We start from the raw sequence: 22,780 nt of genomic DNA, 5'->3' as shown, positions 1-22,780 counted from the left end.
GCCTTGCGGCACATTGCGCCCATGCACGACCCCATCCCCGGCCCGGACGGGCGCCCCCGCTGCCACTGGTGCGCCGCCAGCCCGGACTATTTCGATTACCACGACCGCGAATGGGGCTTCCCCGTCGCCGACGACCGCCGGCTGTTCGAGAAGCTCTGCCTGGAAGGCTTCCAGTCCGGCCTGAGCTGGCGCACCATCCTGACGAAGCGCGCGAATTTCCGCCGCGCCTTCGCCGGTTTCGACATCGGGCAAGTCGCGGCCTTCACCGAAACGGACGTGGAGCGCCTGCTGGCCGACGCCGGAATCGTCCGCCACCGGGGCAAGATCGAATCCACCATCAACAACGCCCGGCAGGCGCTGAAGCTGATCGCCGCGGAAGGGTCGCTCGCCGCCTATGTCTGGCGCCACGAAGCCGCGCCGCTCCCCTACGCCGTCCGCGCGACCTCGCCCGAATCCGTCGCCATGTCGAAGGATCTGAAGAAGCGCGGCTGGTCCTTCGTCGGCCCCACCACCGCCTACGCCTTCATGCAGGCCATGGGGCTGGTGAACGACCACCACCCCGATTGCGCCATCCACGCCGAAGTCGAAGCCGCCCGCGCCACCTTCGCAAGGCCGTAAACACCCACCCGGAGGGGTCTTGACCCAGGCCTGTCGTCACCCCGGGCTTGACCCGGGGTCCAGCTGTTCTGCGGCCACGGCGCTGGAAGAAGAAAGCCGGACCCCGGGTCAAGCCCGGGGTGACGAGGTTGCGGAGCGTCGCAGCAACCCCCTTCCAAGGTGCAGGGGCGAAACCTCAGAAGCGGAAGGTCACGCCCAGCAGCGGCCCATGCGTCAGCACGTCATAGGCGAAGCGATCCCGCCCGGAGCCGCTTTCATAATCCATATAGGCCAGTTGGTAGCCGGCATCGATGGAGATGCCCGATCCCACACCGAAGCTCAGCATCGGCTTCACCTGCAGCGCCAGGTCGGAGCCGAGCCCGAAGCCGCCGATATTGGCCAGAAGGCTGAAGGTCGTCGCGCCGCCCAGCGGCCCCTGGAAGCGGAAGCCGGCGATCGGGTCCATCCAGTCCTTCGAGCGTTTCAGCCCGTCGACCGCCTCCAGATCGGATTCCAGCTTCAAGCTGATCTTGTTGTAGCGCGCCCCCAGCATCAGGTCGAACCATTGCGCCACCCGGTAGAAGAGCATGGGCTGAACCGCCAGTTGCGAACTGTTGGCGCTGATCCGCGCGCTGTCCGGCGTGGCGTCCAGATCCATGTAGTTGGTGTCGACGGCGAAGCCCAGCCGGCCGTTCGTCACCTCCACATAGCCGAGGAAACCGATGTTCAGATTCTTGACCACATCCTTGCGGCCGACATCGACATCGGCATCGAACCCCTTCACGGCGGCCGAGCCGGTCATCGCCGGCACCATCAGATAGGGCTGCAGTACGATCTGCCAGCCGCCATCCTGCGCCGCCACCGGCGCCGCCATGGCCGCCAGAAGCGCAACCGCGCCCGCCATTTGAATCCTGCCCGCCATGCCTTGCTCCCTGCTCCGCCGGCCCGGCGGTTTCCGCCCGCATGGCGGCCGCGCGGCGGGCTTTCAACGGCAAGGGTGCCCGAACCGGGTCAGGGCAGGGCCTACAGAAAGGCGTCGAGATCGCCCAGGAAGCGTTCGAAGCGGTCATGGTGCAGCCAGTGGCCGGCGTCTTCATAAACTTTCAGCCGCGCGTCGCGGAAATGCCGGATGCGCCCGTCCTTCTCCGGGTTGGAAGCGCTGCTGTTGGCGCCATACAGCAGCAGCGTCGGCGCGGTGATCCGGGACCACAGCGCCTCCACCTGCGCCTGCGGAAGGTCGGCGTCGTTCCAGATGTTCAGATAGGGGTCGAACTTCCAGCCATAGGTGCCATCCTCGTTGCGGTTGACGCCATGCACCGTCAGATGCCGCGCCTGCGCTTCGGACAGATGGCCATTCTCCTCCATCATCCGCCCCAGCGCATCCTCCAGCGTCGCATAGCGGCGCGGCGTCCGCGCGGCGGCGGCGCGCTTCTTCTCCACCCAGATGCGCATCCGCTCGGCGAAATCGACCGCCTCGCGCTCGGCCTGCCGCTTCGGGCTCTGCCCAAGCCCCTCGATCACCACCAGCCGGCGGACATGCTCGGGGTAAAGCCCGGCGTAGCGCAGCGCGATGTTCCCGCCCATCGAATGCGCGACGATGGTCAGCGGCGCCAGCCCCTGCTGGTGGATCAGCTGCGCCAGATCATAGACATAGGTCAGCAGCTTATATTCGCCGTCGGCCGACCATTGGCTGTCGCCATGGCCCCGCCAGTCCGGCGCGAGGATATGCCAGCGTTCCTTAAGCGCTTTCGCCGTCCAGTCCCAGTTGCGGCAATGGTCGCGCCCGCCGTGCAGCAGCAGCAGCGGCGGCGCCTCGGGGTTCCCCCAGTCGGCGTAATGCAGCTTCAGCCGCTGCGAGATATAGCTGTGGGATGTGGGGCCTTCCTGCATGGGAAGGGGCATGGCCTGTGCCGCAACCCCTGTCCACTCCCCATTTTTCCTGAAGAAAGCCGCCCCGGGAAGCCGACTCCCCGGGGCCCGGCCGTTCAGACCCGCTCGATGACGATCGCCGGCGCCATGCCGCCGGCGGCGCACATGGTCACCAGGCCGCGCTTCAGGTCGCGCCGCTCCAGCTCGTCCAGCAGCGTGCCGATCAGGATCGAGCCGGTGGCGCCGATCGGGTGGCCAAGGGCGATCGCCCCGCCGTTCACATTCACCTTCTCGCGGTCGAGGCCGAGGTCGCGGATGAACTTCTCCGCCACCACGGCGAAGGCCTCGTTGATCTCGAACAGGTCGATGTCGTCCAGCGTCAGCCCGGCCTTCGCCAGCGCCTTCTTCGCCGCCGGCACCGGCGCGTTCAGCATCAGCGTCGGGCAATCGCCCATGTTCGCCATGGAGACGATCCGCGCCCGCGGCTTCAGCCCGTTCTTCTCGGCATAGGCCTTGCTCGTCACCAGCACCGCCGCCGCGCCGTCCACCACGCCCGAGGAATTGCCGGCGTGGTGCACATGGCCGATCTTCAGCTCGGGGTATTTCTGGTTGATCAGCCCGCGGAAGGTCGTCCCCCGCTCGTCCAGCGGCATGTCGGCGATCTTGGCGAAGCTCGCCTCCAGCGCCGCCAGCCCCTCGGCCGTCGTCTGCGGGCGCGGAAACTCCTCGCGGTCCAGCGCCACCGAGCCATCCTCGTTCAGCACCGGAATCAGCGATTTCGCGAACCGCCCCTCGGCGATCGCCTGCGCCGCCCGCTTCTGGCTTTCCAGGCCGAGCGCATCGACATCGGCGCGGCTGATCCCCTCCAGGCTGGCGATGGCGTCGCCGCACACCCCCTGGTGGGACTGCGGGTGCACCTTCTGCAGCCGGGCGTTCCCCACCCCCATCATCAGCGGTGGCAACCCGCCGGCCCGCTCCTGCGCGGAAAGCTCGGTGGTGTAGCTCATCATCTCGGTGCCGCCCGCCACCACGCAATCCTCCAGGCCAGACATCACCATGCCCGCCGCCAGATTCACCGTGGTGATTCCGCCGCCGCAGAAACGGTCCAGCGTCAACCCGGACGAGCGGACGTCGTAACCGGCGTCCAGCGCCGCCATCCGCCCCAGATCGTTGCTCTGCTTGCCGCGCTGCGCGCTCGTCGACCAGATCACATCGTCGACGGTCGAGGTGTCGAGCCCGTTCCGCTCGGCGATCGCCTTCAGCACGGTCGCCCCCAGATGCTGCGGGTGCAGGTGCGAAAGCGCGCCCTTGCCGGGCTTGCCGATTCCCCGCGGGGTGCGCACGGCGTCGATGATATAGGCGTCTGCCATCCTTCAGTCTCCTTCGGCAAAAAGCGATTAGGCCGCCCGCCCGGCACCTCTACTGTGCGAAGTGCGAGGAAAACGGCCCTGACACGGCCGCCATGGCAGATAAATGCGAATTTTGCACCCAGGGAGAGAAATTAGCCGCGAAGACCGAAGGGGCTCCGCCCCTTCACCCCGGCAGGGGAATGATTCCCCTGCACCCCCAATTCCGTCACCCCGGGCTTGACCCGGGGTCCAGCTTCTCCACACGCGAAACGCCCGCAACACCAAGCCCAGCCGCCAGCTCCCGCATCGCCGCCGCTTCGTCCACCACATCCGCATATCCCAGCTCCCGCCGGATGCGCCCGCTGTCCAGCACCAGCGGCTGGCGGAAATCGAAGTCGGGCAGCGGCGGCGGATCGCCCGCTTCCGGCGGGAATCCGGCCAATCGCTCGCCCATGGTCGGAGTCTCCGCCTCTCCCACATTGAACAGCCCGCATCGCGCCGCCGGATGCGTCGCGGCCAGCGCGATCGCCGCCGCCACATTCGTCACATGCCCATGCGTCCAGCGCCAGCCGGGCGCCGCGCGATAGCCGCGCACGCTCGCCAGGTCGCCATTGTCCTCCGGCCCATAGACCTTCGGCAGCCGAAGGATCGTCCAGTCCAGCCCGTCGGCCGCCCGCACCGCCGCCTCGGCCAGTATCTTCTCATAATGGCGGGCATAGGCCTCCAGCAGCGGCTCCATCCCGCGATAAGGGAACAGCACGGACCTGAGCGGCGCCTCCTCCCCCAGCGGCACCGGCTCGGCTTCCCCCGGCTCGGCCCGGGTCAGCCGCCCATAGGCGCGATAGACGTCGCAGCTGGAAACCAGCAGCAGCCGCCCGGCCCGGCCGCGAAAGGCGCCGACGGCGGCCTCGGCATCGGCGGCGCCCATCGCCACCATATGCACCACCAGATCCCAGTCCCGGCGCAGGGCGTCCGGGAAGCGGACGATGGGATATTCCGCCCCCTCGTCCAGCACATGCGCCACGTCGGGCAGGATCGGATTGGCCGTCAGCCCCCGATGGAACAGGGTGACCTCCGCACCCGCATCGTGCAGCCGCCGCACCAGATGCGCGCCGATGAAGCGCGTGCCGCCGATCACCAATGTCCGCACGGGCGGCCGGCCGCTACTTCCAGCCCAGCGCGTGCGCCATGATGTAGAAGATGCTGTTCTGCTCCACCGTGCCGGACACCAGCGCGCTTCCCGGCCCGGCGCCGAACAGCGCCACATCCTCGCCGCCATGCGTTTCCGAGCTGACGAGGAACGCCTTGGGCTGCAGGAAGTCCGGGTCCGTCGGCTCGCGCGTGGAATTCAGCACCTTCCCGCCCGAACGCACCTCCAGCGGACCGTTCATATAGCCGAGCGTCGTCATCGGCCGCCCAAGCTGGTCCAGCACATTGCCGTTGGCGTCCGTCGCCGATCCGCCCTCGCCGCCCTTGATCGGCCTGAGGAGCCCCAGGATCGGGTTCGCGCGCGGGGGATAGCCCGACATGGTGAAGACATGGCTGTGGTCGGCGGTCACCAGCACCAGCGTCTCCTTCAGGTCGACGCTCTTCAGCACCTCCTCCACCGCCAGCGAAAGCTCGGCGGTCTCGTCCAGCGCCCGATAGGCGTTGGTCATATGGTGGGCATGGTCGATCCGCCCGCCTTCCACCATCAGCACATAGCCCTTGCCCGAACGCTTCGCCCGCGCTTCCAGCTTCTTCGCCGCAAACACCGCCATCTCCGCCAGAGACGGCTCCTTCGCCCGGTCGGCGTCGAAGGCGAAGCTCAGATGGTCCTCGTGGAACAGGCCGAACACCGGCTCCGCCGCCTTCGGGTCCAGCGCCCGGAAGGGCGCCGCCGTCTCCACGAACCGCCCCTGCGGCCAGGCCTTCTGCCACTCGGCGATCAGGTCGCGGCCGTCGTCGCGGCTGCCGCCGGCGTCCCTGGGGCGGAACCGCCCCAGCCCGCCGCCCAGCACCACATCCGCCCCGCCCCGGAAGCCGACGAGCTGCGAGGCGATGTCGGCGCAGCCCGTCTTGCGCTCCTCGGCGGGAAAGGCCCTGTCCGCCCCTTCCCAATCGCGCGACGGGCTGTGCGCGAACATGGCGGCCGGAGTCGCATGGGTGATGCGGGTGGTCGTCACGATCCCCAGCCCCATGCCCTTCTCATGCGCCAGCTCGCCCAGGGTCTTGGGGAACTGCGCCGGCGTGCGGCAGGTGTCCGCCCCCTGCCCGGGCAGGATGCCCAGCACGCCGATCCGCGTCTTGGTGCCGGTGGTGATGGCGGAAGCCGTCCCCGCGCTGTCCGGCACCTGCGCGTTGGTGTTGTAGGTCTTCACCAGCGCCCGGTTCGGCAGCTTCTCGAAGCTCAGCAGATTCTCCTCGCCGCCCTCGAAGCCGGGATAGCTGCCGCCCGCCGCCTTCGCCCGCTTCTGCGCCTCGTAGATGCGCGCGGCGGTGATGGTGGAAACGCCCATCCCATCGCCGATGAAGATGATCACATTCTTCGCCCGCTGCCCGGCGCCGGGAGTGGAGCGGCGGGCGGCCACCTCGGCCTCCGCCTTCTTCCAGCTCGGCTCGCGCGAGGCGGTGGTGGAAATGGACTGGGCGGCCAAAGGCGCGGCCAGCGGGGCGGCAACCAGCGCCGCGACGGAAAGGGTCAGGATTCTCATGTCAGCTTTATCTCGGCCAGACGTTGCAGAAGAAAGTCATGCGCGGTGATCGGCGGCATTTCGGCGTTCGGAACGAAAGGCTCGATCAGCCAGTCGGGCCGGTAATGCAGGAAATAGGGCATGGAATAGCGCGGCAGGTGCCGCCGCTCCGGCGCCGGATTCACCACCCGGTGCGTGGTGGAGGGCAATTGCCCCCCCGTCTGCCGCTGCAGCATGTCCCCCACATTGACGACGAGCGAGCCCTCCGGCGCCGGCACCTCCAGCCACTCCCCCTGCCGCGAAAGCAGTTGCAGCCCGGCCTCCTCCGCCCCCAGCAGCAGGGTGATCACATTGATGTCCTCATGCGCGCCGGCGCGCACGGCATCCGCCCCTTGCGTCACCGGCGGATAATGCAGCAGCCGCAGGATGGAATTGCCGTCCGCCACCGGGCTTTCGAAAAAATCCGCCCGCTGCCCCAGATGCACGGCGATCGCCTTCAGCACCTTCAGCCCGGCGTCGCCCAAAGCCGCGAACAGGGCCTGCATCGCCGGCCGGAACTCCGGCAGAACCTCGTCCGGCCAGATATTGGGCGCCATGATCGCGCAAAAGCGGTGCCCCGCGGGCAGATCCCGGCCCACATGCCAGAATTCCTTCAGGTCGGAGAGGCTGGCCCCCTTGGCCGTTTCCACGCCGAAGGCGGTATACCCCCGCTGCCCGGCCCCGCCCGGCAGATGGTAGCGCCGCTTCACCGCATCCGGCAGGGCGAAGAAACGCCGGGCCGCCTCCCACGCGCCCTCGATCACCTCGGGGGCGATGCCATGCCCCTCCACCACCGCGAAGCCGGTGCGGCGGAAACTGTCCCCGAAACGCGCGGCGGCCTCGTCGAGGTCCGCCTCCACCAGCGAAAGCGCGATCGGCTTGATATCGGCACGAGTCGACATGCGCCTGCTGTAAGCAGGTTTCGGGCTTTAGGCGAGGCGCCTCCGGCGGCCAGGGCTTCGCCCTGGACCCAGCAGGGGCGTGACGCCCCTGCACCCCCGATCCTCAAAAATCACCACCCGTCACCCCGGGCTTGACCCGGGGTCCAGCTTCTCAGCGCCCTGCACCCACCAACAATTCCAAAAGCCTGCGGCGCAAGAAAGAAGAAAGCCCCTCCCCTGTCAGGGGAGGGGTTGGGGTGGGGTGGGACCGTCCCACAACCACAACGCTCAAGAAGGAAACCACCCACCCACCAAAACCAGCGCCGCAGGCAATCAAACCCCACCACCAACCCAACCGCCCCAATCACCCACAACCAAACGAAAAGAGGGTGCAGGGAAATCATTTCCCTGCCGGGGTGAAGGGGCAGAGCCCCTTCGAAAACCGCCCCGCATCCGCCCCCGATGCCGCTAATCCCCCTCCACCCAGCTCTGCCGCCGCAGGACGATATCCTTCTGCCCGCGGGCCTCGAAGCGCGGGCCGAGGAATTCGTAGAAGAACCAGTCTTTCTGCCCCGGCAGCGTCAGGTGGTAGAGGATTCGCTCGAACAGCGTCCAGCGCACGCTCTTGCGGTCGGCGCGGCGTGGCGACGGCTGCACCCAGAGGTCGTTGGCGTAGGCGATCCGGCCGTGCTTCCATAGCCGGTTCACCAGTTCATGGTCTTTCAGCACATAGGGCCAGAGCTTCGGGTCATAGCCGCCGGAGGCCTTGAACGGGGCGGTGCGCATCAGATGCGCGTAGCCGCCGCCGTGCGCCTGGTGGGTCAGGATCCGGGGGATGATATGGGTGTAGAGGAACCGCCCGACGCGCTCGCCCAGGCTGTCCGGGTCGGGGCCGGTGTCGTGGGCGATGAAGCCGATGGTCGATTTCGGCGCCGCGTCCATGTGGCCTGTCGCGGTTTCGAAATAATGCGGCGGGTATAGGGTGTCCGCGTCGCAGATGGCGAGGAATTCGGTATCGGCGGCGGCGATTCCCATGGCCAGCGCGTGCACTTGTCCGGGCGTGGGCTGCTGGAGCAGGCTGACCTTCATGCCCTGCTGCGCCTGCGCCCAGGTCCGGGCCAGTTCCGGCCCGGAATCGGTCGAACCATTGTCCACGAGCACCACATGAAAGGGGCGCAGCGTTTGGGCGGTCAAGCTCTGGAGCGTGGCGGGCAGCCACCTCTCCTCATTGTAATAGGGGACGACGATCGTCCAGCGGAGTTCCGACATGGCCGGGTTCTAGGCCGGCCTGCCGACGGATTCCAGTGCCGGGGTTTGACGTTCCCCGAGGCATGCCCAAGGATGAAATCATGACGTTGGTGAAGATTTTCCGCGCCGGGGAGTGGGCCGCCTTCCGCGAATCCGGCCGCTATCGAGGCTCTGCCGACGATCTCCGGGACGGTTTCATCCACCTCTCCACGGCGGCGCAGGCGGCCGGCACGCTGAAGGCGCATTTCGCCGGAGAGGGCGGGCTGGTGCTGGCCGAGGTGGATGTCGCCGGCGACCCTGCCCTCAAATGGGAAAAGTCCCGGAACGGACAGGATTTTCCACATCTCTACCGGCCGCTGGAATGGGCCGACACATTGGGCCAGGAGGAGCCGGCATGAAGGGCTTTGCACTGATCGCCGCCGGGGCGGCGCTTGCGGGCTGCTCGCCCGCCGGCGGCACCACCTGGCATGTCGATTACCGGAACGGCAGCGACCAGGCGGACGGCCGAAGCCCCGCCACCGCCTGGAAGCACGCCCCGGGGGACCGGGCGGCGACCGCGCGGCCGGCCGGCGCATCCCTGCAACCGGGTGACAAGGTGCTTTTCCGCGCCGGAGTGCCCTATCGCGGCACGATCGTGCTGCCTGCCAGCGGCACGGCGCAAAAGCCGATCACCTATAGCGGCCTTGGCTGGGACAAGGGGATGGGCATCATCGACGGCTCCGACCCGGTCACCACCGCCCGCCCCTGCCAAAGCTCGGCGGATTGCGGTGGCGCACAGAACTGGCAGGGCCTGACCCGGGTGGAATATGCCAAGCCGCAAACCGCGCGGATCGTGCTCTATGGCGCCAAGGGTCTGTATTGGCTCAGCCAGCTCCCGGACCTGCCGGACCCCTTCTTCAGCGACAACCGGCACAGCTTCGCGACGATATCGCGCAGCCAGCTCTCCAGCATGCGGTCCGGGTCTTTCACGTCGCCACAACTGGCCAAGGCCGCCAAGGCCGGCGGCCGGATGGAACTGGCCTTCTGGGTGCGGCCCAATCTCGTCCAGCGGCGGCCCCTGCTTCGCGTGGAAGGCGACCGCCTCTTCTTCGATCCGACCGATCTCGACTTCTACGACAACCGCGACGGCGCCGTGGCGCTGAACGGCAGTTTCGAGGGGCTGCAGTCCCCCGGACGATATGTGGTCGTTGCCGAGGGCGTCCTCGTCGCCCGCCTGCTGCCGGGCGACACGGCCGCCAGCCTCTCCATCGGCTCGGGGCGGATGGGCTTCAATCTGAACGGCCAGTCCGATGTGGTGATTTCCGGGCTGCATTTCCGCAACATGACCGGAAGCCGGGCCGGGCAACGCGAAGGCCGCGCCGTCACCTCTCTGGGCGCCAATGCCCGCAACATCGAGGTGAGCGGAAACCTGTTCGGCCCCGCGCTGCTGGAAAATGGTTCGGGCATCGTCCATCTGCAGGGTTCGGAAGGGTTTCGCTTCATCGCCAACCGGGTGGAGAATATCGCCTTTGGCGGCGGCTTCCGCGCCAGCGGCGGAAGCCCGCGCAACATCACCGTGGCCGGCAATGTCATCCGCCGCACAGGCCGCACCGCGATCGGCGTCCTCGGAGTCCAGGGCGCGCAGATCAAAGGCAATGTGCTGGCGGAAATCAAAGGCGTGCACGGCAACGGCATCACGGCCTATCTCGGCAATCAGGACATCACAATCGAAGGCAATTGCGTCGTCTCGTCCAACCGTCCGCTGACCTATCATGGGGACAAGAAGGGCGAGATGGTGAACCGCATCCGCATCGTGCGGAACATCCTCATTTCCACGCCGGACGGGCAGGCGGCCATCAACAGCTGGGGCGGCCAGACCCGCGACGTGCTGATCGAGAGCAACCTGCTCGTGGGGCCGAAGCACGGGCTGCTCATGAACCGCAGCGAGCGGCAGGTCGTCGTCCGCGGCAACGACACGTCGGGCATCGCCACGCGCGGCGATATCCCGCCGGACTGGACGTTGGCCGACAACCGGGAGAATCTCTCCCTTGCCAGCGTGGCCGGCGGCCAGTTCAGCGAAGAAGGCTGCGCGGTTCCCGGCAGCCGCATCCCGCCTGTCGTGCGCTTCAAGCCGAAGGGTTGAAGGCTTTCCAGCCGGGCGATTCGGGGACGTCGGGGCCCCCGGATAAAGTCAGACGCCCGCGTCGGCGGGCGTCTGGAAGGTGGGACCGGGAGGGTCTGCGTCTCTCCCGGTCCGGGTCTTTCGCGTGATTGTCTCGGGCGCGCGATTGTCTCGTGCCCACGTCCCGGGCCAGGACCGGCTCAGCCCACCGCCAGCACCCCGCTCGGGCTCTGGGCAGTGCACCCGTTCATCGCGAGGCTGGCATTGGCGGCATCGCCCAGTTCCGCGCTGTCGTCGTTGTTCTGGATCAGCCAGCCGGCCGGCGTGGTCTTGGAACCGTTGATCAGCAGGCGGGACGTGCGGTTGCGGGTCGCGGTCACTTCCTTGTCGCCGCTGTTCAGGATGAAGCCTGCCTTGCGCCCGAGGGCCAGATTATTCTCCAGAACCACGCCGCGCATGCCGCTGCCCCAGCTGTAGACGGCGCTGGTGCCATCGGCGCTGGTGACGAAGATGTTGTCGGCGAAGCGTATGTTGTTGACGGTATTTCCGCCGCTGCCGTCGCCGTGGAACGTCATCGGCCGGCTGCTGTTGAAAACGCAGTTCCCGGTCACGTCGACGCTCTTGTTCGCTTCATAATAGCTCATGGCGTTGCCATGGACGCCCAGGAACTCCGAAAGGATGTTGGAGCGGACGACGCCGCCGGTGACGCCGCCGAGGAAGATGCCGGTGCGCCCCATCTTGCGCAGACGGTTGTTCTCGACCGTCAGGTTGAACACCTTGGATCCCAGGCGGAAACCGGAAGCGCCTTCCAGATCCTCCAGCCTGTTGCCGCGGATGACGAGGTTGGTGACATTGTTCAGCATCACCATGCCATAGCCATTCTGCATCGAAAAGTTCTGGAACCTGTTGCTCTCGATGCGGATGTTGGAGACCGCGCCGCTGTAGTTGGCGACCACGACCCCCTCGCGGGTCGTCCCGCGCGAGGCCGTTCCGCGAACGAACTGGAAGCCGTGGACGGTGATGTTCGATTGCCCGCGCAGGTTGAAGGCCGAGCGCCCCTTCCCGACATAATATTGCGAGGCGCCGGCCGAACGCGGATAGACGATGGCCTTGCCCGGCGCGATGATCGCATAGAGGCCCGGCTTGTTCACCGACTTGACGGCGCCGACGATGGCCGCCTTGCTGTCGCGGTTGGTGTAGGGGACCAGCCCCTTGCCGTCGAAATAGAGGGTGTTGCCGGAGATGGAGTCGATCGTCCGCTCCACCACCTTGTTGCCGTACACCCAGAGCAGCAGCCTCGCATTGGGCTCGTTCCGGGCAGCCGCCGCCAGGGCGGCGTCTTCCAGCCTGCCTTCCGTCATCGCCGCCGCCTTGGCTACCGGGATAACGGCATATTGGTCGATGTTCGCGCCCCAGAAGGGATCGGACTGGCCCGGCGATTGCGGCTCGAACAGCGCCCCTTGCGCATCGAACAGCTTGCGATGCTCCGTTTCGGGTTCCGCGAAAGTGACGAGGCGCAGGCTCGACCAGTTGGCCGCCCCTCCGCAAGCCGACTGGCTGGGGCAGGGCACCGACGAGGAGACCTCATCCGCCCCATCCCAGATCGCCTGCCCCGAACCGAAGCCGGTGCCGGTGTAGATGATCGGGTTGCCCTCGCTGCCGCTGTGCTTCAGCGCGATGCTGCCGCGATAGGCGACTCCCGCCTTGAACCGCACCGTATCGCCCGGCTTCAGGGAAACGCTGGCGGCCGCGCCGGTCGCAAGCGAATCGCCCGGCGCATGCTTCCAGGGCTTGTCCGGGGATTTGCCGCTGTTGCCGTTGTCGCCGGCGGCATAGTCGACATAATAGGTGGTGCCGTTGCCGCCGATCACCCCGACCTCGTCCGGCTCGGCCTCCGGCTCCGGTGCCGCGGACAAATCGTCCTCGTTCGTCAGTTCATCGCCGTTTCCGCCCGACGGCGGCGTTTCCGGCGTGAGCTTGCCGGGTTCGGCCCCGACGCGGATCGCCGATTGCAATTGCTCGCGGCTGAGCAGCGGACCGCTGACGCCGCTGTCGCCACCCAGCGCCGCGACGACCATGTCCACGAGCGCGCCGCCGATGCCGCTGACAGTGGCGACGGCGGAGGAGACCACCTCCTTCACCCCTTCCACCACCGAGGCGACGCCCGCGACGACGGCGGTTTCCACCACCGTCACCGGCGAGGTGGAAACGGGCACGAGAGTAGCTGTGGCCGCCGGCAGTTCGGCGGTGATCCCAGCGGCGGGAAGGCTGGAAACGGCCGACACGCTGGCCGCAGAGGACAGCGCAGGGGAGGACAGCACAAGGGAGGACGGCGCAGGGGAAGACGCCGCGGGCGCCACCACCACAGCCGGAGCGGCACTGGCTGCGGGCTGCGCCGATGCGGCGACCGCAGGCGATGTCACCGTCGGAGCCAGGATAGTCGGGGCCAGGATAGCCGGAGCCGGCGCAGCCGGAAGCGCAATTGCCGGGGCTGGCGCCGCCGGAAGCGCGGCAACCGGCAAGGCCGTATTTGCCGGAGCGGCCGTGCCGGCAGCGGGCGCAACCGTCGCCACCTGCGGCAGGCGGGAAGCGGAGACGGTCGCCTGCGTCGAAGCCGGCAGCCTGTCGGCAAGGCTCCTGGCAAGCGCCGCCGAGCCGCCGGTCACCGCAGCGCCGGCCCCGAAGGAGGCGGTGCCGCGCTCAGCCGTTTTCCCGGCCGTCGAGGAATCCTCGACCGCCAGCAATGTGCTGACCCGGCTTCTGGCATCTTCGAGAAGGAACTGGACTGAGGACAAATCGAATGCAGCCGCTGGCGTTGCCGCAGAGGCAAGCAGCCCGCACAAGGCGAGACTTTTGTTAAAAGTCATTATGCAACCCTTTGTTATTATTTTTTAGACCGTTTTTTTAGACCCGTTCGCACTGTGTTAGGGAACGGTGCCCGCACAAGATTTTTCACGTTTTTTTCGCCGAAGCGTGCATAAACGCCGACGAGCCGAACATATACCGCCAGCCGGATGTTACATGAACGAAAAACTTGAGACGCGACTCGAAGCCGAATCGTGGAAAATATTTTCCTGTTATTTTTCCGTTAGTTGTAAAATCTTCTGAAACTTTCCTGTCACAATTTTTCGACCTCGGACCGTCGCCCGAAGGCCCCGGCAGGGCGCATATTCACCCAATTTTCGGCTTTGCCGTCCCGGCCTCTCGCGCAAGCGGCCCAACCCCGCTAATTACCCCTCTTATATGGACCAGATACGGATTATCGGCGGCCGGCAGCTGAAGGGCCGCCTCCCCATCTCGGGCGCGAAGAACGCCGCCCTCACGCTGCTTCCGGCCGCGCTGCTGACGGACGAGCCGCTCACTCTCAGAAACCTCCCCCGGCTCGCGGACGTGGACACTTTCGGCCATCTGCTGAACGTGCTCGGCGCCTCCACCCACACGCGCGGCTCGCGGCCCGAGGATTTCGGCCGGGTGATGACCATCTCCGCCAGCCGCACCACCTCGACGACCGCGCCCTACGACATCGTGCGCAAGATGCGGGCCTCGATCCTGGTGCTCGGCCCGCTGCTGGCGCGGGAGGGGATCGCCACCGTCTCCCAGCCCGGCGGCTGCGCCATCGGCAACCGCCCGATCGACCTGCACCTGAAGGGGCTGGAGGCGCTCGGGGCCGAAATCGAGCTGACCGCCGGCTATGTCCGCGCGAAGGCGCCCAAGGGGGGCCTCACCGGCGGCCGCATCATCTTCCCCGTCGTCTCGGTGGGCGCCACGGAAAATGTGCTGATGGCCGCCGTCCTCGCCAAAGGCGACAGCATCATCGAACATGCCGCGCGCGAGCCGGAGATCGTCGACCTCGCCAACTGCCTCGTCGCCATGGGCGCGAAGATCGACGGCATCGGCACCGAGCGGCTGGAAATCCAGGGCGTGGACCGGCTGCACGGCGCCACCTACGCCGTCATGCCCGACCGGATCGAGGCCGGCAGCTACGCCTGCGCCGCCGCCATCACCGGCGGCGAAGTGGTGCTGCAAGGCGCCAGCCGCGACCTCCTCGGCTCCACCCTCCCCGTTCTGGAACAGGCAGGCGTCGCCTTCGAGGATGTGGAGGGCGGGCTGAAGGTCAGCCGCGCCAACGGTCTTCACGGCGTCACCGCCACCACCGCCCCCTGGCCCGGCTTCGCCACCGACATGCAGGCGCAGCTGATGGCCCTCGTCACCGTCGCCGACGGCGCCTCGATGCTGACGGAAACCATCTTCGAGAACCGCTACATGCACGTCCCCGAACTGGCGCGCATGGGGGCGGACATCACCGTGACCGGCCGCTCGGCCATGGTGCGCGGGGTGCCGGAACTGCATGGCGCGCCGGTGATGGCGACCGACCTGCGCGCCTCCATGAGCCTCGTCATCGCCGGCCTCGCCGCGAAGGGGGAAACGGTGGTCCGCCGCGTCTATCACCTGGATCGCGGCTACGAACGGCTGGAAGAGAAACTGCAGGCGGTGGGCGCCGAGATCGAACGGGTGAACGGTGACTGAACTTCTGCTGCTGCGGGCCGAAGAGCCCGACGACCTGATCCTCGTCTCCGCCTGCGTGCAGGACATGGCGATCCTCGCCCACGACATCGCCTGGCAGCCGAGGCAGCAGCGCCTCGCCCTCATCGGCAACCGCTTCCGCTGGGAGGATGCGGCGCGCGGGCCGCAGAAGGGCGGGGCCGCCACCCGCATCCGCTCGGCGCTGCGCTTCGATTATGTGAAGTCCGTCCAGCGCCGCAACTGGCCGGCGGCGGCGGACGCGGTGCTGCCGCTGCTGTCGATCACCTTCGACGGCGGCGAAGCGGACGGCGGCGAAGCAGATGGCGGCGAAGCGGAAGCGGAGGAGGCCGCCCTGCTGCTGAGCTTCGGTGGGGGCGCGGCGCTTCGCCTGACGCAGGAGGTGCTGGACGCGACGCTGGAAGACGTCTCAGGCCCCTGGGGCGCGGCCGCCATCCCCGACCACGACGCGGACTGACGACCGGCACCAACGCGGCGCCACCCCGCGCGCGACACAATTCGTTCCTTTCTTTTGCTCCGGCCCCTGTGGCAAACGACCCCGACTCGATCCGACGGCAGTTCCGGCAAGAGTGGCAGACACAGATGGCATCGTCCGAACCGCATGGCGTGAACGCCGAACTGGAACCCTTCGGCGCCCGTGGCGAGGCGCCGGCGGACGCCCCGGCGCGAATCGCCCTCAGCCACGGCCTCAAATCCTGGCCGGTCACCGATTCCAGCGGCGCCCGCGTCGCCACCGTGCACGGCCTGCTGCTGGAAGGCTGGCTCGGCCCGCACCTCTCGATGGAAAATGCCGGCATCCGCGTCGACCGGCCGATCGGCACGGCGGAGGAAGTGGAACTGCACATCGTCCGCGGCGTTTCCGGCTGCCTCCTCGTCGAAACCCATGGCGGCCCCTTCGGCCGCCGGCTCTACCCGGATTGCGGCGCCAGCCTGCCGCTCGTCTATTGCCCCGAAACCCGGCGCTTCGGCGGCTCGGCGAACGAAATCCTCGATCCGGCAGCCTATGAAGAGCGCTTCCTGCGCGACCGCCACGCCCGGCTGGTCACGGCGGAGGGCCGCGCCGGCTGGATTCCCGGCACCCTGACCGCGCATCGCGGGATCAGCCGCACGCGGCGCTCCTCGCCGCCCCCGCCCCCACCCTTGAGGAAGCGGCGCAGGCCGCCGCCGCGCAGATGGCGGGCTTCGCCGGCGCCGCCGCCAGCCGCTACCGCATCGCCATCGGGCTGACGGCGGGGCTCGACAGCCGCATCGTCTTCGCCGCCTTCCGGGGCCATGCGCAAAGCGTTTCCGGAATGACCTTGGCCGACGGCCGAGTCTCCTTCGACCAGGATATCCCGCCCCGCCTCTGCGCCGAGCTAGGCTTCCGGCACCAGAGCGTTCCGATCACCGCCTCGACCCCCGCCGACATCGAGCGCTGGGACCGGATGGTCGGCCACGCCGTCCGTTCCAACAACCGCGAAATCTACCTGTCGCTGCGCGGGGTCGATGGCGATGTCTTCGTGAACGGCCTCTACGGCGAACCGGCCCGCTGCTTCCTCTACGCCCACGACTGGGAGCAGGTGAACCGCCAGCCGGCGGACGCGCTCAACATCCTCGCCCGACTGAAGCAGCCCCGCGACGCCGGGATGGAGGCCGACATCGAAGCCTGGCTGGCGCCGATCCGCCATCTGCCGCGCTCCACCGTCATGGACCTCGCCTATATCGAGCTCCGGATGGGAAGCTGGGGCATGGGGCAGGGGCCGGCGCAGAAGTCGCTGCGCTGGTCGCTGATGCCCTTCGCGCAATGGCGGATACAGGAAAGCTTCCTCACGCTTTCGCTGCCCGACCGCGGCTCGGAAAAGCTGCTGCCCCGCATCGGCGAAATCCTCTGGCCGGAAGCCATGGCCTTCCCGATCAACCGCTATGGCGACTGCCGGAACCATCTCGGCCCGCTCAACCGGCTGGCGCGGGTTGGACAGCCTGAAGACGGTGCAGCGCTTCCTGCGCAAGAAGCTGGCAAGCTGAGGGGCGGCTCGAGCACCCCCTCGCCCGTCGTTCGCCGCCTCTGCTCTTCCACGTAACCCCGGGCTTGACCCGGGGTCCAGCTTTTCCGCGGGCGCAACGCTCAAGGAAGGAAGCAGGCTCCGACCCCAATCCGCGGCGACGGAAAATACATCGATCGCTTATACAGCTTCCCAGCCTAGACCCAGATCCGGTCGTAGCGGCGCGACATCCAGACGAGCAACTCATATTGCGCCAGCCCGGTGCCTTCGGTCAACGCCGGCAGGTCGAAGTCGAAGGCCAGCCAGTCGCCCTCGGCCACATCGGCGCCGGTCACGTCCACCGCGAGCATGTCCATCGAAATCCGCCCGGCGAGCGGCAGCAAGGCCCCGCCCAGCCGAACCCGCAGCCGCTGCATCAGCTGGCGCGGCAAGCCGTCCGCATAGCCGGCGTTCAATATGGCCACGCGGCTATCGCGCCGCGCCGTCCAGACCGCGCCATAGCCGACCGTCTGCCCCTCGGGCACGTCCCGCACCTGCAGCACCCGCGCCTCGGGCCGCACCACTTGCGCCACCCGGGCATCCGGGTGCGGCACGCCGCCATAAAGCCCGATCCCGGGGCGCACATGGTCGAAACTATACTCGCGCCCCCAGCAGATGCCGGCGGAATTGGCCAGCGCCCGCGTCACGCCCGGCAGCGCGCCCGAAAGCGCCCGGAAGGCGGCCAGTTGCGCCGGGGTATGCGGATGCGCCGGCTCGTCGGCGCAGGCGAGGTGGCTGTGCAGCACCGCCAGCCGAAGCCCGTCGGCCGCGCCCAGTTCGCTCGCCTCCAGCCCAAGCCGGTTCATGCCGGTGTTCACCATCAGGTCGGCCTCGCGCCCCGGAAAGGCCTCCGCCCAGGCCCGGCATTGCGCCACGGTCGCCAGCGCCGGCCGCGCCAGCGGCAGGGCGGCGGCGGCCGGCGCGCAGTCCGGCGTGAAGCCGTGCAGCACCACCAGCGGCAGGTCCGGGCGGCCCAGCGCCTGCGCCTCCCACCAGCTGGAAACGGCGAAGGTCCGCGCGCCGGCCTTCAGCAGCCGCTCCACCACTTGCGCCGCGCCCAGGCCATAGCCATCGGCCTTCACGGCCGGAATGGCGGGAACCCCCGCCCTCTCCTCGAACCAGCGGAAATTGGCGGCCAGCGCCGCCTCTTCCAATCTTAGCCGCAAAAGGGCGGGGCTGCCGGGGAACGTCCTGGAAGGAGGGATAGTTTGCCGGGCTATACCATGCAACGGCCGGGCAAGATATCATGCTTCTGTCGTCAACCAGCGGCTGCGGGCCTGTTCGGAATTCGCCAGCGGGCGAAAGCATAGCCGGCGACGGAGCGGAAGATGGTCGGCACCACCTGCGCGATCGCCGCTCCCATCAGCCCGTGCCGGGGCACCAGCAGCAGCGCCAGCGCCACCACCATCGCCAGGCCCACCAGCGTGAAGCCAAGCTGCACCCGCTCATAGCCGGCCATGGTCAGCAGCGAGCCCAACGGACCTCTCAGCACATTTATCAGCTGGCCGGCCGCCATGACGCTCAACGCCGTTGCGGCGACGGCGAACTTCGGCCCGAAGGCCAGCAACAGCAATTGTTCGGGCACCAGGAACAGCAGCAGGAACGCCGGCGCCGTGATGCCCAGCATCAGAAGGGTTGCCCGCCGGTGGCGCGCCCACGCCATGTCCGGCCGGCCGGCGCGGAAATCCCCGGCGAAGCGCGCCGCCACATAGGCTTCGGTGGTGGAGACGATGGTGGCGATGATGGTGATGACCTGGACCGACACGCGGAAGGCGCCGGTCTCGTCGACGCCCAGGGTGGCGGAAATCCGCGCCAGCAGAAGCCAGTCGGAAAACAGCTGCAGGAACAGGGTCGCCATCAGCGGAAGCCCCGCCACCAGCAGCCGGCGGTTCACGGCGTCGCGATCGGGCGCGCCCCATGCGCGCATCCGGGGCCTCAGCACCAGCCACGCCCCGACACAGGCGACGGCCTGCCCCAGCACGGAGAAGCCGACGGCCTGCGGCGTCGTCGGGGAAAACCCCAGCGCGAACAACAGCAGGATCCCGGCCGTGAACAGGAAGGTCGGCATCGCTTCGAACAGCTGGCCGACGACAGGCATACCCGCCGCGCGCAGCGCCGAATATCCCACCCGCTGCAACGGCCAGACCAATATGGAGGCCACGACGATCAGCATGGCGATCCGGTCGCCTTCGATCCGCGAAACCAGCGGCGTCAGCAGCACGGCCGCCGTGTAGATCGCGGCAGTGGCCGCGGCGGCCACCGCCACCACCTGGACGATGGCGGAAAGGGCCGCCCGCGCCTTGCCGCGCTCGTTCTGCCTCAGATCCCCGGCGATCTCGCGAATGGTGATTCGCTCCAGCCCCAGCACGGCAAAGCTCGCCAGCAGGGTGGCGGTGCTCATTGCCATGGCATATTGGCCGATCACCGCGGGCCCCGAAAGCTGGGCGAGAAGCAAGGTCGAAAGAAAAGAGGCGAGAGCGACTCCGCCGGCAATGCCATAGGCCAGCAGCGCCGGGCTCCATAGCCGCTTCAACATCGGCCGCAGGCGGGACAGGGGGTTGCCGGACATACGGCGCGCGCTATGGACCGCCGCTCGCCGCAAGACAATGACTTGCCTGGCCGGCCGCCGGTTACGGTTTGCGGACAAGTCCGGCCTTCCGGGCTCAGGGGCGCGCCCAGCTCCGGAACCAGTCGACGAAACGGGGAATGCCTTCGTCCAGCCGCGTGCGCGGCGCGAAGCCATGGTCCTGCGCGATGGCGGAAATGTCGGCGAAGGTGTCCTTCACGTCCCCCGGCTGCATCGGCGCATATTCGCGCAGCAGCGGCCGACCGCAGGCCTGTTCCACCAGTTCCACCAGATGCATCAGCGCTTCGGAGCGGTTGTTGCCGATGTTGTAGATCGAATGCGGCGAAAGACTTCCGCCCGGCTTTTCGAGGCCATCGTCCTCCGGCGGACGCTGAAGACAGGCCAGCACCCCGGCGACGATATCGTCCACATAGGTGAAGTCCCGGCGCATCCGGCCCTGGTTGAATATCCGCACCATGCGCCCCTGAAGGCAGCTTTCGGTAAACTGCCACACCGCCATGTCGGGCCGCCCCCAGGGGCCGTAGACGGTGAAGAACCTCAGCCCCGTCAACGGGATACGATAAAGATGCGCATAGGATTCGGACAGAAGCTCGTCCGCCTTCTTGGTGGCGGCATAGAGCGAGATTGGCCGGTCCACCCGGTCCTCCACCGCGAAGGGCAGCTTGTCGTTGCCGCCATAGACGGAGGACGAGGAGGCGTAGACCATCGGCACCTGCAGCCGGCGCGCCAGTTCCAGCAGGTTGAGATGCCCCACCAGATTGGAGCGGGCATAGTCGTGCGGATGCTCGATGGACCAGCGCACGCCGGGCTGGGCCCCCAGATGGACTATACGAGTGACCGGGCCCAGCCGCCCTTCCGCCGCCGCGACCGCTTCATCCAGGGCCGCCATGTCCGCGAAGTCGGTCCGCGCCAGAAAGAATCCGGGCCGCTCCAGCCGGGCCAGCCGGGCCTCCTTCAGGTCCAGCCTGTAATAGGGCACCAGGCAGTCGATGCCGATCACCGGCTCGCCAGGCCGGGCCAGCGCCTGGGCCACGGCCGAGCCGATGAATCCGGCGACACCTGTCACAAGCGTCGCCATCAGGGCCGTTCGGCTTTCTGCGCGGCTTTCATGCCGGTATCTCCTGGGAACTGCATCGTTGAATAATTGTTGAATCCTCGCCGGCGCGCCGTTTGCGCCGGTTTTCCCGCTGGAGCAAGCGGCCTTGCTGGCCTATGGGCTGGAATCGATGACGACCAGGGATCGAATCCTATCGCCTTACACGCGGCGGGTCGACGATGTGCAGCATCGTCTGACGAAGCTGTTCGGCGTTTCCGCCCTGATCCTTCTGGCGGTGGTGCTGGGCTACTTCATCGGCGTCTTCGGCATGTATGGCTGGTTCATCCCGGCCATTCCCGTGGCCATCATGGCCCTCATAGCGCTGTGGATAGCTCCCGACGTCAACACCAATCTCGACCGGCTGATGGTGAAGCTGTTCTTCGTCTTCATGGCGCTTGCGCTGATATGGCCGCGCTATCTGGCGCTCAACGCCCCTGGCCTGCCCTGGATCTCCTTCCAGCGGATCGCGATGTTCGTGCTGGCGGCGATCTCGCTCTATTCGCTCGCCACCTCCTCGCGGCTGCGCCGGGAATTCCTGGATATTCTCGGGTCGCAAAAGATATTGGCCCGGCTGTTCCTCATCTGGGTCGGCTGGCAGGGCTTCATGATGGCGGTGGGGAAATTCGAATCCGCCTCGCGTTGGACCAACCAGCTTTTCCTCTGGTATTTCCTGTTCCTGATCACGGCATGGGTCATGTCGAAGCCGGACATGCCCCAGAAGCTGATGAAGCTGATACTCGTGGCGGGGGCCATAACCTCGGCCGTGGTGATCCCCGAGCATATGAATTCGAAGCCGATCTGGGCGGACCATATTCCCGCTTTCCTTTCGATCGACCCGGCGATTCTGGAAACCATCCAGTTCGGCAACGCCCGTCTGAACGAATACAGGGCGCGCTCCATTTTCACCAACTCGCTCATCTATGCGGAATATGTGGGCATGCTGATCCCCTTCTGCCTGCTGGCGATCTTCTGGGCAAAGACGCAGTGGCGCAGGCTGGCCGCGACCGCACTCCTTGTGCTGATGATCACCGCAGGAGTCCTCACGCAGTCGCGGACGGCCATGGTCGCGCTCGTCGCGACCTTCCCGGCCTTCATCGGATTGTGGACCTGGCGGCGCTATCGCCTGACCAAGGGAGATCGCGACCTGATCGCCCCGGCGATGCTGTCCCTCTATCCCGCCGCCGCCATCACCCTGTTCACCGCGATACTGGTGCTGCCGCGGCTGCGCGTCAAAGTGCTCGGCGGCGGCGCGCACCAGGCCAGCAACAACGCGCGCGAAGTTCAGTGGGACATGGCCATACCGGCCATCATCAAGAATCCCATCGGCTATGGCATGGGCTCCATTGACAGCATCATCCCCTACCGGAATCTGGCGGGCAAGTTCACGGTGGACTCCTACCCCATCAACCTCCTGGTGGAATTCGGTATTCCGGGCTTCCTCATGTTCGTGGGCATCTTCGCCCTCTCCATCGCCATCGGGGTGAAAATCTATCTGAACGCCGGAACGCGCGACGAGGAGGTGGCCGGCGCGGCGGCGGTCGGCATCATGGCGTTTCTCCTCGCCCGGCTGGTGCTCAGCACCGAAGGCGGCCAGAGCCTCGCCTTCTGCTTCGCCGGCCTCATTCTGGGCATATACTATCGTCAGAAACTGCGGGTGATGGGGGAGCAGAAGAGGGAGGGGCAGTCTTCGCCGCCGACGCAAGCCCATCCCCAAGGGGCCATTCCGGCACTCATGCGCTCCGCCTGACTCCAGCGCGGATCATTCGACAGGAAGGGCC

At 67.4% G+C, this 22,780-nt stretch carries 19 protein-coding genes; 8 read left to right on the top strand and 11 right to left on the bottom strand.

The window, feature by feature from the left end; genetic code table 11:
* Positions 1-21 precede the first annotated feature (21 nt).
* A complete protein-coding gene (locus L6Q21_RS12355; RefSeq protein ID WP_237831074.1) occupies positions 22-618 on the top strand; it encodes a DNA-3-methyladenine glycosylase I in 597 nt (198 codons plus the stop codon).
* 175 nt (positions 619-793) lie between these two features.
* On the opposite strand, the gene L6Q21_RS12350 is transcribed toward L6Q21_RS12355, so the two are convergent.
* From L6Q21_RS12350 to L6Q21_RS12320, 7 genes are all read right to left on the bottom strand, one after another.
* Entirely contained in the window at positions 794-1,519 is a 726-nt protein-coding gene (locus L6Q21_RS12350; RefSeq protein ID WP_237831073.1) for a hypothetical protein, read from the bottom strand.
* A 101-nt stretch (positions 1,520-1,620) separates the two neighbouring features.
* Entirely contained in the window at positions 1,621-2,499 is an 879-nt protein-coding gene (locus L6Q21_RS12345) for an alpha/beta fold hydrolase (RefSeq protein ID WP_237831072.1), read from the bottom strand.
* 83 nt (positions 2,500-2,582) lie between these two features.
* Entirely contained in the window at positions 2,583-3,836 is a 1,254-nt protein-coding gene (locus L6Q21_RS12340) for an acetyl-CoA C-acetyltransferase (RefSeq protein WP_237831071.1), read from the bottom strand.
* Between the two features lie 205 nt (positions 3,837-4,041).
* The gene (locus L6Q21_RS12335; RefSeq protein ID WP_237831070.1) at positions 4,042-4,965 is read right to left on the bottom strand and encodes an NAD-dependent epimerase/dehydratase family protein; all 924 of its coding nucleotides are present in this window, start codon (positions 4,963-4,965) and stop codon (positions 4,042-4,044) included.
* A 13-nt stretch (positions 4,966-4,978) separates the two neighbouring features.
* The gene (locus L6Q21_RS12330) at positions 4,979-6,508 is read right to left on the bottom strand and encodes an alkaline phosphatase (RefSeq protein WP_237831069.1); all 1,530 of its coding nucleotides are present in this window, start codon (positions 6,506-6,508) and stop codon (positions 4,979-4,981) included.
* A complete protein-coding gene (locus L6Q21_RS12325) occupies positions 6,505-7,428 on the bottom strand; it encodes an isopenicillin N synthase family dioxygenase (protein WP_237831068.1) in 924 nt (307 codons plus the stop codon). Before L6Q21_RS12325 ends, L6Q21_RS12330 begins: the two co-directional genes overlap by 4 nt.
* Before the next feature lie 447 nt (positions 7,429-7,875).
* Positions 7,876-8,676, bottom strand: coding sequence for a glycosyltransferase family 2 protein (locus L6Q21_RS12320; protein WP_237831067.1), 801 nt, complete (start codon positions 8,674-8,676; stop codon positions 7,876-7,878).
* An 80-nt stretch (positions 8,677-8,756) separates the two neighbouring features.
* On the opposite strand from L6Q21_RS12320, the gene L6Q21_RS12315 reads away from it, so the two are divergent.
* Entirely contained in the window at positions 8,757-9,053 is a 297-nt protein-coding gene (locus tag L6Q21_RS12315) for a DUF952 domain-containing protein (RefSeq protein WP_237831066.1), read from the top strand.
* Entirely contained in the window at positions 9,050-10,777 is a 1,728-nt protein-coding gene (locus tag L6Q21_RS12310; protein WP_237831065.1) for a right-handed parallel beta-helix repeat-containing protein, read from the top strand. The genes L6Q21_RS12315 and L6Q21_RS12310 overlap by 4 nt, the downstream gene beginning before the upstream one ends.
* 179 nt (positions 10,778-10,956) lie before the next feature.
* Here the strand turns inward: L6Q21_RS12310 and L6Q21_RS12305 are convergent, their stop codons facing one another.
* Complete coding sequence (locus tag L6Q21_RS12305) at positions 10,957-13,551, bottom strand: right-handed parallel beta-helix repeat-containing protein (RefSeq protein ID WP_237831064.1); 2,595 nt, start codon at positions 13,549-13,551, stop codon at positions 10,957-10,959.
* A gap of 448 nt (positions 13,552-13,999) precedes the next feature.
* On the opposite strand from L6Q21_RS12305, the gene murA reads away from it, so the two are divergent.
* The 4 genes from murA (at position 14,000) to L6Q21_RS12285 (ending at position 17,358) form a co-directional block, all read left to right on the top strand.
* Positions 14,000-15,283, top strand: a complete 1,284-nt coding sequence (gene murA / locus L6Q21_RS12300) for a UDP-N-acetylglucosamine 1-carboxyvinyltransferase (RefSeq protein WP_237831063.1) — start codon at positions 14,000-14,002, stop codon at positions 15,281-15,283.
* Positions 15,276-15,755 carry a DUF2948 family protein gene (locus L6Q21_RS12295; RefSeq protein ID WP_237831062.1) on the top strand — a complete coding sequence of 160 codons (480 nt, stop codon included), beginning with the start codon at positions 15,276-15,278 and terminating at the stop codon, positions 15,753-15,755. Before murA ends, L6Q21_RS12295 begins: the two co-directional genes overlap by 8 nt.
* Before the next feature lie 125 nt (positions 15,756-15,880).
* Positions 15,881-16,525: a hypothetical protein gene (locus L6Q21_RS12290; RefSeq protein WP_237831061.1), complete on the top strand. Its 645-nt coding sequence runs from the start codon at positions 15,881-15,883 to the stop codon at positions 16,523-16,525.
* The gene (locus tag L6Q21_RS12285; RefSeq protein WP_237831060.1) at positions 16,471-17,358 is read left to right on the top strand and encodes a hypothetical protein; all 888 of its coding nucleotides are present in this window, start codon (positions 16,471-16,473) and stop codon (positions 17,356-17,358) included. The genes L6Q21_RS12290 and L6Q21_RS12285 overlap by 55 nt, the downstream gene beginning before the upstream one ends.
* Before the next feature lie 119 nt (positions 17,359-17,477).
* Here the strand turns inward: L6Q21_RS12285 and alr are convergent, their stop codons facing one another.
* The 3 genes from alr to L6Q21_RS12270 form a co-directional block, all read right to left on the bottom strand.
* The gene (gene alr, locus L6Q21_RS12280; RefSeq protein ID WP_237831059.1) at positions 17,478-18,473 is read right to left on the bottom strand and encodes an alanine racemase; all 996 of its coding nucleotides are present in this window, start codon (positions 18,471-18,473) and stop codon (positions 17,478-17,480) included.
* A 104-nt stretch (positions 18,474-18,577) separates the two neighbouring features.
* Entirely contained in the window at positions 18,578-19,888 is a 1,311-nt protein-coding gene (locus L6Q21_RS12275) for a lipopolysaccharide biosynthesis protein (RefSeq protein WP_237831058.1), read from the bottom strand.
* Positions 19,889-19,982: 94 nt separating this feature from the next.
* Positions 19,983-20,984, bottom strand: a complete 1,002-nt coding sequence (locus tag L6Q21_RS12270) for an NAD-dependent epimerase/dehydratase family protein (RefSeq protein WP_237831057.1) — start codon at positions 20,982-20,984, stop codon at positions 19,983-19,985.
* Between the two features lie 148 nt (positions 20,985-21,132).
* Between L6Q21_RS12270 and L6Q21_RS12265 the strand changes: the two genes are divergently transcribed.
* Positions 21,133-22,749, top strand: coding sequence for an O-antigen ligase family protein (locus tag L6Q21_RS12265; RefSeq protein ID WP_237831056.1), 1,617 nt, complete (start codon positions 21,133-21,135; stop codon positions 22,747-22,749).
* Positions 22,750-22,780 lie beyond the last annotated feature (31 nt).

Source organism: Sandaracinobacteroides sayramensis, assembly GCF_022014495.1.
Lineage (GTDB): Bacteria > Pseudomonadota > Alphaproteobacteria > Sphingomonadales > Sphingomonadaceae > Sandaracinobacteroides > Sandaracinobacteroides sayramense.
This window is presented reverse-complemented; position numbering and strand designations above follow the sequence as displayed.

What these genes read in the sequence shown, in the direction of transcription:
- L6Q21_RS12345 (WP_237831072.1), bottom strand. Translation starts at nt 2,499, where the DNA reads ATGCCCCTTCCCATGCAGGAAGGCCCCACATCCCACAGCTATATCTCG.
- L6Q21_RS12320 (WP_237831067.1), bottom strand. Translation starts at nt 8,676, where the DNA reads ATGTCGGAACTCCGCTGGACGATCGTCGTCCCCTATTACAATGAGGAG.
- L6Q21_RS12315 (WP_237831066.1), top strand. Translation starts at nt 8,757, where the DNA reads ATGACGTTGGTGAAGATTTTCCGCGCCGGGGAGTGGGCCGCCTTCCGC.
- L6Q21_RS12350 (WP_237831073.1), bottom strand. Translation starts at nt 1,519, where the DNA reads ATGGCGGGCAGGATTCAAATGGCGGGCGCGGTTGCGCTTCTGGCGGCC.
- L6Q21_RS12290 (WP_237831061.1), top strand. Translation starts at nt 15,881, where the DNA reads ATGGCATCGTCCGAACCGCATGGCGTGAACGCCGAACTGGAACCCTTC.
- L6Q21_RS12340 (WP_237831071.1), bottom strand. Translation starts at nt 3,836, where the DNA reads ATGGCAGACGCCTATATCATCGACGCCGTGCGCACCCCGCGGGGAATC.
- L6Q21_RS12275 (WP_237831058.1), bottom strand. Translation starts at nt 19,888, where the DNA reads ATGTCCGGCAACCCCCTGTCCCGCCTGCGGCCGATGTTGAAGCGGCTA.
- L6Q21_RS12355 (WP_237831074.1), top strand. Translation starts at nt 22, where the DNA reads ATGCACGACCCCATCCCCGGCCCGGACGGGCGCCCCCGCTGCCACTGG.
- L6Q21_RS12270 (WP_237831057.1), bottom strand. Translation starts at nt 20,984, where the DNA reads ATGGCGACGCTTGTGACAGGTGTCGCCGGATTCATCGGCTCGGCCGTG.
- L6Q21_RS12330 (WP_237831069.1), bottom strand. Translation starts at nt 6,508, where the DNA reads ATGAGAATCCTGACCCTTTCCGTCGCGGCGCTGGTTGCCGCCCCGCTG.
- L6Q21_RS12325 (WP_237831068.1), bottom strand. Translation starts at nt 7,428, where the DNA reads ATGTCGACTCGTGCCGATATCAAGCCGATCGCGCTTTCGCTGGTGGAG.
- L6Q21_RS12285 (WP_237831060.1), top strand. Translation starts at nt 16,471, where the DNA reads ATGGCGGGCTTCGCCGGCGCCGCCGCCAGCCGCTACCGCATCGCCATC.
- murA (WP_237831063.1), top strand. Translation starts at nt 14,000, where the DNA reads ATGGACCAGATACGGATTATCGGCGGCCGGCAGCTGAAGGGCCGCCTC.
- L6Q21_RS12310 (WP_237831065.1), top strand. Translation starts at nt 9,050, where the DNA reads ATGAAGGGCTTTGCACTGATCGCCGCCGGGGCGGCGCTTGCGGGCTGC.
- L6Q21_RS12265 (WP_237831056.1), top strand. Translation starts at nt 21,133, where the DNA reads ATGACGACCAGGGATCGAATCCTATCGCCTTACACGCGGCGGGTCGAC.